Here is a 12,342-nt window from a genome sequence, read left to right on the forward strand (position 1 = left end):
GCCTGGGGGTAAAAAGAAAATTATGAGCTTAGAAATTAAAGTCCCTGCCGTAGGGGAATCTATCAGCGAAGTGACCATTGGACAATGGTTTAAAAATGACGGCGACTACGTCGAGATGGACGAAGTAATCTGTGAACTTGAATCAGACAAAGCTACTTTTGAATTAACAGCTGAAGCTGCAGGAGTATTAAAAACAAGTGCTAAAGAAGGTGACACCCTTGAAATCGGGGACGTGATCTGCACCATCGACACCAACTCAACAGGGGATTCTGCTTCAGCCGAAAAAGCAAGCAAGAGCTCTAAAGAGGAAAGTTCTTCTTCAAACACTGGAGGAGTAACCGGAGAAGTGAAGGAAATGGTAGTCCCTACCGTAGGTGAGTCCATCACCGAGGTGACATTGGCCACTTGGCTGAAAAACGATGGTGATTATGTAGAATTAGACGAAATCATCGCTGAGGTGGATTCTGATAAGGCCACTTTTGAACTTCCTGCTGAGGCAAACGGTATCCTTCGCCATGTGGCACAGGAAGGCGACACCTTGGAAATCGGCGGATTGATCTGCAAGATCGAAGTGACCGAAGGTGGTGCCCCTCAGGGTGAACCAGCACCGGCTGCCAAGGAAAGCGCTTCAGCAAGTGCATCCGCTTCTGCAAACGAAACATATGCAACCGGGCACGCCTCTCCTGCTGCAGCCAAGATTTTGGCTGAAAAAGGAATCGACCCAAAAGAGGTAAACGGAACCGGTAAAGATGGCCGTGTAACCAAAGAAGACGCTGAAAAAGCGCAGAAGACTGCCAAACCTGCAGCAGCTAAGCAAGAAAGCAAGCCGGCTTCCAAAGCCACAGAAGCAGAAGCACCAAAAACCAGCGGAGAGAGAAACAGCCGTCGTGAAAAGATGACTTCCCTGAGAAGAACAATCGCCAGAAGACTTGTTTCCGTGAAAAATGAGACGGCCATGTTGACCACTTTCAACGAGGTGAACATGAAGCCTATCATGGATATTCGTAAGCAGTACAAAGATAAATTCAAGGAGAAGCATGGCGTAAACCTAGGTTTCATGTCCTTCTTCACCAAAGCTGTCTGCGTAGCCCTTCAGGAATGGCCTGCAGTGAACGCGCAGATTGACGGAAACGAGATTGTTTACAATGATTTCTGTGACATTTCTATTGCGGTTTCCGCCCCAAAAGGGTTGGTGGTTCCGGTGATCAGAAATGCTGAGAAACTTTCATTTGACGAAGTGGAGAAAGAAGTTGTAAGACTTGCCACCAAAGCAAGAGATAACAAATTGTCCATCGAAGAGATGACAGGTGGCACATTCACTTTGACCAATGGAGGTATATTTGGTTCCATGATGTCCACCCCAATCATCAACGCCCCTCAATCGGCAATCCTAGGCATGCACAACATCGTTGAAAGACCGATGGCTGTCAACGGTGAGGTCAAAATCCTCCCAATGATGTACCTAGCCCTCTCCTACGACCACCGAATCATCGACGGACGCGAGTCCGTAAGCTTCTTGGTGAGAGTAAAGGAACTACTCGAGGATCCGACGAGGCTTCTGTTTGGGGTATAAATCATTTGACTTACTAGGTACAAAGTACCAAGTACCAGGTACCAAGTAAATAACCGTGTATCTTGAAATTAGCGGGGAATTAAGTATTTTAACACTTTACTTTTTTCCCCATCTTTTTCATATGCACAGATATCAAGAATTAAAAGTATGGCATAAGGCCATCAACCTTGCTGTTGAAGTGTACAGCTTGACTGAAAATCTTCCTAAAAGAGAGCAATATGGATTAATTAGCCAAATTAACCGCGCCGCCATATCTATACCTTCCAATATTGCTGAAGGTGCTGGGAGAAATTCGAATAAAGATTTCAACCATTTTTTGGGTATAGCGCTGGGGTCAGCCTTTGAATTAAATACTCAATTACTGATTTCCAACAAGCTCAACTACCTAACAATTGATAAATTTGAGGATTTATCAGTGAAATTGGTGGAGATCCAGAATATGCTTGTCAAATTAAAGCAAAGTTTAAAATAAAAATAAACGACCCTGTACTTGGTACTTTGTACTTTGTACTTGGTACAAACAAAAAAATATGTACGACGTAATCGTTATCGGCTCAGGACCAGGCGGGTATGTGGCAGCCATTAGGGCGGCGCAGCTTGGGATGAAGACGGCCATCGTAGAAAAATATTCCACACTTGGAGGTACCTGCCTAAATGTAGGTTGTATCCCTTCCAAGGCTTTACTGGATTCCTCAGAGCATTATCATAATGCTGCCCACACCTTCGAAACTCACGGCATCGACCTGAAAGATCTTCAGGTTAATTTCGGTCAGATGATCGGCCGAAAAAATGAAGTGGTGAAGCAAAACGTAGACGGCATCCAGTATTTGATGAAGAAGAACAAAATCGATGTTCATCATGGATTGGGTTCTTTTGTGGACAAAAACACTGTCAAGGTGACCAAAGAAGATGGAAAAGCCGAAGAAATCCAAGGCAAAAACATCATCATTGCCACGGGTTCTAAGCCTTCTTCTCTTCCTTTCATTAACATTGACAAGAAGAGAATCATCACCTCCACGGAGGCGCTTACACTTAAGGAAATACCTAAAAATCTGATCGTGATCGGCGGTGGGGTTATAGGTTTGGAACTTGGTTCGGTGTATGCCAGAATAGGTTCCAAAGTTTCCGTGGTGGAGTATATGGATTCTTTGATTCCTACCATGGACAAAACTATGGGCAAGGAACTTCAGAAGTCCCTCAAAAAACTTGGTTTCGATTTCTTCCTGAAGCACAAAGTCACTTCTGTTGAAAATACAGGAAATGAAGTTGTAGTCAAAGCTGAGAACAGCAAAGGCGAAATCGTAGAATTGAAAGGCGACTATGTCTTGGTTTCAATCGGAAGAAGACCTTACACTGACGGTCTCAATGCTGAGGCTGCTGGCGTAAAACTTAACGACAGAGGTCAGATAGAAGTAGACGAGCACCTAAAGACCACTGCCGACAACATTTACGCTATCGGTGATGTAATCAAAGGCGCCATGCTGGCTCACAAAGCGGAGGAAGAAGGCGTGTTGGTAGCCGAGCAATTGGCAGGTCAGAAGCCGCACATCAACTATAATCTGATTCCAGGAGTAGTTTACACTTGGCCAGAAGTAGCTGCTGTAGGTTTTACCGAGGAGCAGTTGAAGGAAAAAGGCATCAAGTATAAAACCGGGAAGTTCCCATTTATGGCTTCCGGTAGAGCGAGAGCTTCCATGGACACGGACGGATTGGTGAAAGTTTTGGCTGACGCTGAAACTGATGAGATCTTGGGTGTTCACATGATCGGACCGAGAACAGCGGATATGATCGCTGAAGCAGTAGTAGCTATGGAGTACAGGGCTTCAGCGGAGGATATCGCTAGAATGTCACATGCTCACCCAACTTACACTGAGGCTTTCAAGGAAGCTTGTCTGGCAGCCACTGGTAATAGGGCGTTGCATATTTGATGTCGGATGTTTGAAGACCGATGTCCGATGAGGATGACTTGTATTTATTAGCAAGAAAATATTAAAGAAAGAAAAGCAGCACACCAGGCGCTGCTTTTCTTTTTTACTAAAAATGATAGGCTATGCTGATGTTTCGGATAGGTAAAAACCTAAGTTGCATCCCAGACTGGGTGGACTCCCTCTCCCTCATATCAAAGTTTCTATATGTGGAATTGGCTACTGTATTGTTTTCTAAGACCAGTCCCATTTCGGCAAAAACAGAAAGTCTCGGTAAAATATGGTATTTGGCGCCCCAGAAATAAGTCCCTCCAATTGAAAAATTGCTTTGCTGAAAATGTTGTAACTGGCCGGGAACTACATTCTGATCAAATCGATTAATGGTTTCTCCAAGAACAAAGTCTAAACCTTGATAACCAATAAATTTAGGACTGATGGATTTCTGCATTTCAAGCCCTATAAGCATTTGGTAATTGAAAACACGCTGGCGTTCAAAAGTGGCTGATTCATAAGCAAAATCTGCCGGCGCAGAGGTTAAAGAACCGCCTAATCCTAGTCGGAAGCCCATCATTTTACCCTTAGGTGTCGTATAATTTTTACGATAGAAAAATCGGGCCGGGAGGTCACCGTTTATAACAGGAATGAGATCAACTGAAAATTCATGTTTAAACTTACCATAATCAAAGCCTCGGTCTTCTTGCTCGTCAGTTTGTGCATATGCCCCAAAAGTGAAAGTAAAACATGTCAACAGTAGAATAGCATAAATTATCTTCATAATTACTTGATTTTGTTACTCTTCACCTAACGCACACTAAATTTAAAGGTTGAGGAATTTTGATTTCCCTATTCAAATCTTTTTTTAATAAGCTGATAATTAAAAGTTTAATCAAGGGGATTTTTTTGGGAAGATGTGGGAAGACGGGTGACCGATGACCGATGACCGATGTGGGATGTCGGGTGAGGGGGATATAGTTTTCAATGCTTGAATTTTAGGAACTTATTTTTTATTATGTATAAAATTTTTAGATATGAACGCAAAAAGGCAGCCCCTTACTCTTATAGCATTCTTAATATTTGCGATGTCTTCATGGGCACAAACCGCAAAACCCATTGATCCTTTAAAATTCCTCACCAATTTTGAAGCTGTACCCACAGAAGACGGCGAGGCTACAACCTTTTCTCAGGATTTGCCTCCATGTTTAGTTTACCGGATCAAACACCTTGGATTCAACGAAGTCCTGCTGTATAATGAAGCACTACTATATCAAGGTGAGCCACAGAACTTACAATATTTTATGGGCAAGCTGAAAATACAGGGCCCAACCCTAATCTTTCAAACAAAAACTAACTCAAGTTTTTTAAAAGAGTCGGCTACCTGTTTAGCATAATTTTTGGTCAAATCCTTAAGACTAGGGTAAATTGAAGAAGCGCCTTCTTCTGATTCTGCCTGCAATCCCCTATCTTTAATAAATCAATTTTTAACCTAATATTGAATCCTATTATTTTATGGACCACACACTTCATCAGCAAATTCTTTCCCAGGGAATGTCCCCTGAAAAAGTCCAAGAACAGATTGACAATTTTAAATCAGGTTTCCCTTTTCTGCCGATAGTCGAAGCGGCAAAAGTGGGCAACGGCATCCAGAAATTCAGTGAAGCAGAAATTGAGAGGTTTGGAAAGGAGTTTGACAACATGGTCCAGAGCAAGGACATTCTGAAATTTGTACCCGCCTCCGGAGCTGCATCCCGAATGTTTAAAGACTTGTTTGCTTTTCTTGACGGGGATGGGAACCTCGAAAACCATGCTTTTGCCAAGAAATTTATTGACAACATAGAAAAATTTGCTTTTTATCACGACCTCAACAAAATCTTGGAAAGAGACGGTAGCTCCATCAAAAAAGCGCTGGAAGACAAAGATTATGCCTTGATCATCAGCTATCTGCTAGAAGACAAAGGCCTCGGATATGGAAGTTTGCCCAAAGGCTTACTCAAATTCCACCACTATAGTGAGCAGGACAGGACTCCGACCTACGAGCACTTTATCGAAGGGGTAATGTACGCCAAGGGTAAAGGAGACAGGGTGAAATTACACTTTACCGTCAGCCCAGAGCATGAGGAGAAATTCAAGGAGGAGATAGCTCAGATACAGCCCAAATTGGAAAAAGAGCATGGTGTCACCTTCGAAGTCAGCTTTTCACACCAAAAGCAATCCACGGATACCATTGCCGTAAATCCTGATAACACTCCTTTCCAAGAAGATGACGGCAGTATACTTTTCAGACCAGCGGGGCATGGAGCCCTCTTGGAAAACTTGGATGAGATAGACGCCGATTTGATATTTATCAAAAATGTGGACAATGTGGTTCCTGACAGATTGAAGGACACTACACAGAAGTATAAGAAAGCACTGGGGGCATTGCTACTGAACCTTCAGGAAAAGGTTTTCCAGGCTTTACAAACCATAGACAAGGACACCTTAGTAGCTGAGGAGGTATTTGACAAGGACCTTTCAGGTCGATTCCCTGAGGAGTACAAAGAATGGTCTCAAGACCAAAAAAGAGACTTTTTGAAAAGCAAACTCAATCGTCCAATCAGGGTGTGCGGGATGGTTAGGAATGTAGGGGAACCTGGGGGCGGACCTTTCTGGGTGAAGGAGGAGGATGGATCCCTATCCCTACAGATTGCCGAAAATGCCCAAATCGACCTGCAGGACTCCGATAAGAAAGAAATATACAATTCTGCCACACACTTCAACCCAGTGGATGTGGTCTGCGGCACAAAAGATTATAAAGGCAATAAGTTTGACCTTTTGAAGCATAGGGACATGAAAACAGGTTTTATCACTTCCAAATCCAAAAATGGTAAGGAGCTGAAAGCCCTTGAACTCCCAGGCCTCTGGAACGGATCCATGGCCGATTGGACCACTGTTTTTGTTGAGGTCCCCATCATCACGTTCAATCCTGTCAAAACAGTCAATGATCTTTTGCGAGATGAACACCAAAACTAGACGATACCACACCGCTGGGACAAAACCGGCGGTGTTTTGATTTTATATGAAAACCACTGACGATATTTTAAAACTTGGAGACCCCAGGCTTTATGAAACGTGTGAACCAGTCGATGAATCGGAGCTACCCTTGGTCGCTGCCTGGGTCCAAGACCTCCATGAGGCCATGGAAGATATCCGCCGGAAATATGGTTTTGGGCGAGGAATAGCCGCCCCTCAACTGGGCATCATGAAAAGACTATTTTACCTCAATTTGGACAAACCCTATGTCATCATCAACCCCGAACTCAAAAACTTGAACGAAGACACTTTTGAAATGTGGGATGATTGCATGAGTTTTCCAAACCTGCTGGTAAAAGTCGACAGACACCGTTCTATGACTTTGCAATATTTCGATGAAAATTGGAAAAAGAAGACTTGGGAGGTTCGTGATGACATTTCTGAGCTTATCCAACATGAGTATGACCATTTGGACGGAATTTTGTGTACCATGAGGGCCAAAGACGCCAAGTCCTTTAAATACCGGTAAGTCAGCGTTAAAATTGTTTAATTCAAACAGGCAATATGCCAATTATCAAGCACAACCGTGAATCTCTCGATTATTTGTTTAATTTTGCACCAATTTAGCCAAAAGTTCTCAACAGACTAAAAACCTCTCAACAGCATGCCAAAAGATAGTAGCATCAAACACGTCCTCATTATCGGTTCAGGTCCCATCGTTATCGGCCAAGCTTGTGAATTCGACTATGCCGGTTCCCAAGCCGCAAGGTCTTTGAGGGAGGAGGGTATCAAAGTTACCCTTATCAACTCAAATCCGGCCACGATCATGACTGACCCAGTGACGGCGGACCACATTTACCTTTTGCCTTTGGAGAAAAAGTCCATCGTAAAAATCCTTACTGAACATCCAGATATCGACTGCGTACTCCCAACCATGGGTGGGCAGACGGCCCTTAATCTAGCCATCGACTGTCACAATGCTGGAATCTGGGACAGGTTCAAGACCAAGATGATCGGTGTAGACATTGATGCCATAGATACTGCTGAAAACAGGGAAAAATTCAAAGCTCTTTTGGAGAAACTTGGAGTGGGTGTTTGCCTAGGTAGAACTGCCACTTCCTACCTCCAAGGACATGAAATTGCTCAAGAAATCGGCTTCCCACTGGTCATCAGACCATCCTACACCCTTGGGGGTTCTGGTGGGGGTTTTGTAGAAAAAGCCGAAGACTTTGAAAAAGCATTGGCAGCAGGCCTTACCGCCTCTCCTACCCACGAAGTGCTTATCGAGCAAAGCATCTTGGGTTGGAAGGAATACGAACTTGAGGTCTTGCGTGACAATATCGGCAACATGGTGGTGATCTGTTCTATCGAGAACTTTGACCCAATGGGTGTGCATACCGGTGACTCCATCACGGTGGCTCCGGCCATGACCTTGCCGGATACCACTTATCAAGAATTGAGAAACCATGCCATCCGCATGATGAATGGTATCGGGAATTTTGCCGGAGGCTGTAACGTACAGTTCTCGGTAAGCCCAGACAATAAGCAAATCATCGGAATTGAAATCAACCCAAGGGTTTCACGTTCCTCTGCCTTAGCTTCCAAAGCTACCGGTTACCCAATTGCGAAAGTTGCCGCTAAGCTGGCCATCGGATACAATTTGGATGAAATACAAAACTCCATCACAGGCACTACGTCAGCGTTTTTTGAACCTGCAATTGACTATGTGATCGTGAAGATCCCAAGATGGAATTTTGACAAGTTCAAAGGCTCTGACAGGAAACTTGGATTGTCGATGAAATCTGTAGGTGAAGTGATGGGAATCGGAAGAAACTTCCAGGAAGCTCTTCAAAAAGCCTGTCAGTCTCTAGAGATAAAAAGAAACGGCCTTGGTGCCGACGGCAAGGAACTCAGGAACCAAGATGCACTTTTACACAGCTTGGCCAACCCTAGCTGGGACAGGCTTTTCCACGTGTATGATGCCTTTAAGCTTGGGGTTTCCTTCAAAACCATACATGACCTTACCAAAATAGACAAATGGTTCCTCAAGCAGATTGAGGAATTGATCCATGTGGAGGCGGAGATATCCAAATTCAAATTGGACACCATACCAAAAGAACTGATGCTTTTGGCTAAGAAAAAAGGGTATGCGGACAGACAGCTTGCTCACTTGATGGGCTGTCTTGAAAGCGAGGTCTTTGACAAAAGATACAAAGAAATGGGCATCATGAGGGACTACAAGTTGGTAGACACCTGTGCTGCAGAATTTGAGGCCCAAACGCCTTATTACTATTCTTCCTTTGGGGAGGAAAACGAAAGTATTTCTTCAGACAAGAAAAAAGTTGTTGTCCTAGGTTCGGGACCAAACAGGGTCGGTCAAGGGATTGAGTTTGACTACAGCTGTGTGCATGGGGTACTTGCTGCGAAAGAATGTGGCTACGAGACTATTATGATCAACTGTAACCCCGAAACGGTTTCCACGGATTTTGACATCTCCGACAAGCTTTACTTTGAGCCTGTATTCTGGGAACATATCTACGAGATCATTCTACACGAAAAACCTGAGGGTGTAATCGTACAGCTCGGCGGACAGACAGCCTTGAAAATTGCAGAAAAACTGGACAAGTATGGCATCAAGATCATCGGCACTAGCTTCGAGGCCTTGGATTTAGCTGAGGACAGAGGCCATTTCTCTACTTTGCTGAAAGAAAACGATGTACCTTATCCAGAGTTTGGCACCATCCATAATACAGATGAGGCCCTTGAGCTTTGCAAAACCATCGGATTCCCCCTACTGGTAAGACCATCCTACGTATTGGGTGGACAAGGGATGAAGATTGTAATCAACGAGAAAGAACTGGAAGAGCATGTGGTTAACGTACTTCGTGACATTCCTAATAATGAAATTCTCTTGGATCACTTCCTTGAAGGAGCAATAGAAGCCGAAGCAGATGCTATTTGTGACGGAGAAAATGTTTACATCATCGGAATCATGCAGCATATCGAGCCAGCCGGAATTCACTCCGGAGACTCTTACGCGGTATTACCTCCATTCAACCTTGGGGATTTGGTAATCAGGCAAATTGAGAACCACACGGAAAAAATCGCCCTTGCCCTCAAGACCAAGGGATTGATCAACATTCAGTTTGCCATCAAAAACGATAAGGTATATGTGATAGAAGCCAATCCGAGGGCATCCAGAACGGTTCCATTCATTTGTAAGGCATATAGAGAACCTTACGTCAACTATGCCGTAAAGGTAATGTTAGGAGAGAAAAAGGTTACCGATTTTGATTTCAAGCCCTACAAAAACGGCTACGCGATCAAGGAGCCAGTATTCTCCTTCCACAAGTTCCCTAATGTCAACAAGGAACTTGGGCCAGAGATGAAGTCCACTGGAGAGGCCATTTACTTCATAGACGATCTTCTGGATGATTATTTCCTAAAGATTTACGCCGAGAGGAACTTGTACTTAAGTAGATAAGGTTAATAGTGGGAGCGGTTTTTACTGCTCCCATGTTTTTGATCAAAATACCAAATAGTTAATAAATGGGATTTATCTTAAAATTCATCATCATCACCTTCGCATTGTCATGGGTATTCACCAACCTGCTTCGCTTTTTCCTAAAAAGTAAGCTAAAGCGGTTTTTTGACCAGATGCAAGATGTGCAGCGCCATGAACAGCCAAGAAGCCGCCCTGCAGATGGCAATGTAAATGTAGATTTCATCCCCAAATCAGAAAAAAAGAAACAGCCCCAACGCCGCGAAATAGATGGCGAATATGTGGACTATATTGAGGTGAAGGATTAATTTCCTTCACCTTTTTTATTTTATTATTATCGTACTTCGTACTTGCTTTTGGGTACAAAGTACTAGGTACCAATATCAAGTATTTTTATGAGGACAACCGCTTAGCTTTAGTTTCTTCCTCTTTTTCAGGACACTATTTAAACGTGCTCCTCCTTCGCACCTTGAACTTCTTATTTCGTACTTGAGGTACCCTTCCGAACAGCTAAGCGTTGATAGGAAAATCCCCCCCTAAGCCTCCCCGAAGGCCTCTTAAAATATTTCTCAGTTCCTTAAGAAAATCCCATAAAATTTTATTAAATTCACTCCATAGAGGTTTTTAATATGAGAAAATTTGCTTCCATAGCACTTTTATTGTTTTTCTCCTTTTACCAATTTGGGTATTACTACTTTTATTTATCCTTAACCCATACCATTGAGGAGCAATGGAGTCAATTGGTCTACAGCGAGGATTTTGCTCCGTCGGCCTTGTTGATGGAAGTGCCTATCTCTATTCCTTACATGACCAACCAGGAGGAATTTTCTGAAACTAACCTTACTTTTAGCAAGGATGGGAAACGGTTTAGGGCTATCAAACAACGCTACGCCAATGATACCCTTCAGCTTATCTATACCCCAGACACCGCGCAAAACATGCTGGACACGGTGGTGAAGAACTGGGTAAGCAGCATTTCCGGCGAGCAACTTCCAAACAGCCCCTTAAAAAATTTCGCCTATACCTTTCACAAAGATTTCACTTTCCCTGTTCTTCAGGGCTTACAGTTTATTTTGTTTCACTCAAAAACCGGTTACCCCCACGAGGCTGTGAACATGCTAATTCTACATGCTTCCTCGGTACCTTCACCGCCTCCAGAAGCTTGATACATTTTTGTCTTTCAAAATTCAAAGTATCTCAAGCTAACTTTAACCAAAAACAATGAAACTAAAATTTTTATTAATCATACCTGCCCTTATGTGGAGCGGGCTGGAATCCTATGGTCAGGGTTGTGTGGCAATACGACAGTTTTCCGGAGTGGGAAACGCAATCGGCCAGGGCAATCTCCTCGAAAAAGGGGAATGGAATTTTAACACGAATTACCGATATTTCAAATCGTTCAGACACTTCAGAGGCACCCACCAGGAAAGGGAACGAGTAGCCAACAATACAGAAGTAATCAACTGGTCCCATGCAATTGATTTCAACATCAGTTATGCTTTTTCGCAAAGAGTATACGGCGTAGTTACCATCCCTATTGCTTATAATGAGAGAAGCAGCCTCTATGAACATGGTCGAACAGAGCGACACATGACCTATAGTGGTGGCCTAGCCGATATGAGAATAGGCGCTGGATACTGGCTTCTTGGTGAAGAAAAATCAAAATCGGGCAATGTAGCAGTTGGAGCTGGAATAAAATTACCTACCGGCGATTATAATGCCTTGGGGACCTTCTACAATGTTGGACCAAACGGCAGCCGAGAGACAAGACCCGTGGATCAATCCATCCAACTGGGTGATGGTGGTGTGGGGTTGATTCTGGATTCGCAAGGGTATAGATTTCTTCAGGGAAACTTTATCTGGTATTACGATGGCTTTTACATGCTCAATCCCAGAAACACAAATGGAACGCAGACTTTCCGGTCAAGACAAAGTGAGGCTATTATGAGTGTACCCGACCAATACGCCTTTCGCACAGGGTTTTTGAAAACTATTCCCAAAATCCACGGATTAGGTTTCTCCCTAGGAGGAAGAATTGAAGGCATTCCTGTACGGGATTTAATTGGCGGAAGTGATGGTTTTAGGCGCCCCGGCTATATTCTTTCCGTGGAGCCAGGAGCAAGTTATATGCGCGGCAACTTCACCACTACGCTCAATATGCCTATAGCAATTTTGAGAAACCGGACCCGAAGCCTCACCGACATAGCGGACTCCACACCGGACAACCCACGCCATGGTGATGCTGCATTTGCCGATTACCTGGTAAATGTTGGTCTGGCATACCGGCTGACGAAAAAACAGCCAACACCTTTCAACATCAATTAAAAAAAAACGGA

General features: G+C 43.7%; 11 protein-coding genes. 10 read left to right on the forward strand and 1 reads right to left on the reverse strand.

Annotated elements, in window-relative coordinates:
- Positions 1 to 22: 22 nt before the first annotated feature.
- From odhB to lpdA, 3 genes are all read left to right on the forward strand, one after another.
- Complete coding sequence (gene odhB, locus FPL27_RS17150; RefSeq protein ID WP_143962455.1) at positions 23 to 1,573, forward strand: 2-oxoglutarate dehydrogenase complex dihydrolipoyllysine-residue succinyltransferase; 1,551 nt, start codon at positions 23 to 25, stop codon at positions 1,571 to 1,573.
- Between the two features lie 121 nt (positions 1,574 to 1,694).
- A complete protein-coding gene (locus FPL27_RS17155) occupies positions 1,695 to 2,045 on the forward strand; it encodes a four helix bundle protein (RefSeq protein ID WP_143962456.1) in 351 nt (116 codons plus the stop codon).
- Between the two features lie 58 nt (positions 2,046 to 2,103).
- Complete coding sequence (gene lpdA / locus FPL27_RS17160) at positions 2,104 to 3,501, forward strand: dihydrolipoyl dehydrogenase (protein ID WP_143962457.1); 1,398 nt, start codon at positions 2,104 to 2,106, stop codon at positions 3,499 to 3,501.
- Between the two features lie 106 nt (positions 3,502 to 3,607).
- Here lpdA and FPL27_RS17165 read toward each other — a convergent pair whose 3' ends face one another.
- Entirely contained in the window at positions 3,608 to 4,273 is a 666-nt protein-coding gene (locus FPL27_RS17165) for a hypothetical protein (protein ID WP_143962458.1), read from the reverse strand.
- Positions 4,274 to 4,526: 253 nt separating this feature from the next.
- Between FPL27_RS17165 and FPL27_RS17170 the strand changes: the two genes are divergently transcribed.
- The 7 genes from FPL27_RS17170 to FPL27_RS17200 all read left to right on the forward strand — a co-directional run bounded on the left by FPL27_RS17170 (position 4,527) and on the right by FPL27_RS17200 (position 12,331).
- A complete protein-coding gene (locus FPL27_RS17170; protein ID WP_143962459.1) occupies positions 4,527 to 4,886 on the forward strand; it encodes a hypothetical protein in 360 nt (119 codons plus the stop codon).
- A gap of 118 nt (positions 4,887 to 5,004) precedes the next feature.
- Entirely contained in the window at positions 5,005 to 6,504 is a 1,500-nt protein-coding gene (locus tag FPL27_RS17175) for a DUF4301 family protein (protein ID WP_143962460.1), read from the forward strand.
- 46 nt (positions 6,505 to 6,550) lie between these two features.
- On the forward strand, positions 6,551 to 7,033 hold the full coding sequence (locus FPL27_RS17180) for a peptide deformylase (RefSeq protein ID WP_143962461.1): 483 nt from the start codon (positions 6,551 to 6,553) through the stop codon (positions 7,031 to 7,033).
- A 135-nt stretch (positions 7,034 to 7,168) separates the two neighbouring features.
- Positions 7,169 to 9,988 (forward strand): carbamoyl-phosphate synthase large subunit, encoded by a 2,820-nt coding sequence (carB, locus tag FPL27_RS17185; protein WP_143962462.1) that lies wholly within the window; start codon positions 7,169 to 7,171, stop codon positions 9,986 to 9,988.
- A gap of 65 nt (positions 9,989 to 10,053) precedes the next feature.
- Complete coding sequence (locus FPL27_RS17190; RefSeq protein ID WP_143962463.1) at positions 10,054 to 10,314, forward strand: DUF4834 domain-containing protein; 261 nt, start codon at positions 10,054 to 10,056, stop codon at positions 10,312 to 10,314.
- 321 nt (positions 10,315 to 10,635) lie between these two features.
- Positions 10,636 to 11,172 (forward strand): hypothetical protein, encoded by a 537-nt coding sequence (locus tag FPL27_RS17195; RefSeq protein ID WP_143962464.1) that lies wholly within the window; start codon positions 10,636 to 10,638, stop codon positions 11,170 to 11,172.
- Between the two features lie 55 nt (positions 11,173 to 11,227).
- Complete coding sequence (locus FPL27_RS17200) at positions 11,228 to 12,331, forward strand: transporter (RefSeq protein ID WP_143962465.1); 1,104 nt, start codon at positions 11,228 to 11,230, stop codon at positions 12,329 to 12,331.
- The last annotated feature ends 11 nt before the right edge of the window (positions 12,332 to 12,342 follow it).

The organism is Litoribacter populi, assembly GCF_007483685.1.
GTDB classification, from domain to species: Bacteria; Bacteroidota; Bacteroidia; order Cytophagales; family Cyclobacteriaceae; genus Litoribacter; species Litoribacter populi.

Excerpts from the sequence above, each read along its gene's own strand:
- FPL27_RS17195 (WP_143962464.1), top strand. The coding sequence starts at position 10,636 with ATGAGAAAATTTGCTTCCATAGCACTTTTATTGTTTTTCTCCTTTTAC.
- FPL27_RS17165 (WP_143962458.1), bottom strand. The coding sequence starts at position 4,273 with ATGAAGATAATTTATGCTATTCTACTGTTGACATGTTTTACTTTCACT.
- FPL27_RS17200 (WP_143962465.1), top strand. The coding sequence starts at position 11,228 with ATGAAACTAAAATTTTTATTAATCATACCTGCCCTTATGTGGAGCGGG.
- FPL27_RS17170 (WP_143962459.1), top strand. The coding sequence starts at position 4,527 with ATGAACGCAAAAAGGCAGCCCCTTACTCTTATAGCATTCTTAATATTT.
- FPL27_RS17175 (WP_143962460.1), top strand. The coding sequence starts at position 5,005 with ATGGACCACACACTTCATCAGCAAATTCTTTCCCAGGGAATGTCCCCT.
- lpdA (WP_143962457.1), top strand. The coding sequence starts at position 2,104 with ATGTACGACGTAATCGTTATCGGCTCAGGACCAGGCGGGTATGTGGCA.
- FPL27_RS17180 (WP_143962461.1), top strand. The coding sequence starts at position 6,551 with ATGAAAACCACTGACGATATTTTAAAACTTGGAGACCCCAGGCTTTAT.
- odhB (WP_143962455.1), top strand. The coding sequence starts at position 23 with ATGAGCTTAGAAATTAAAGTCCCTGCCGTAGGGGAATCTATCAGCGAA.
- FPL27_RS17190 (WP_143962463.1), top strand. The coding sequence starts at position 10,054 with ATGGGATTTATCTTAAAATTCATCATCATCACCTTCGCATTGTCATGG.
- FPL27_RS17155 (WP_143962456.1), top strand. The coding sequence starts at position 1,695 with ATGCACAGATATCAAGAATTAAAAGTATGGCATAAGGCCATCAACCTT.
- carB (WP_143962462.1), top strand. The coding sequence starts at position 7,169 with ATGCCAAAAGATAGTAGCATCAAACACGTCCTCATTATCGGTTCAGGT.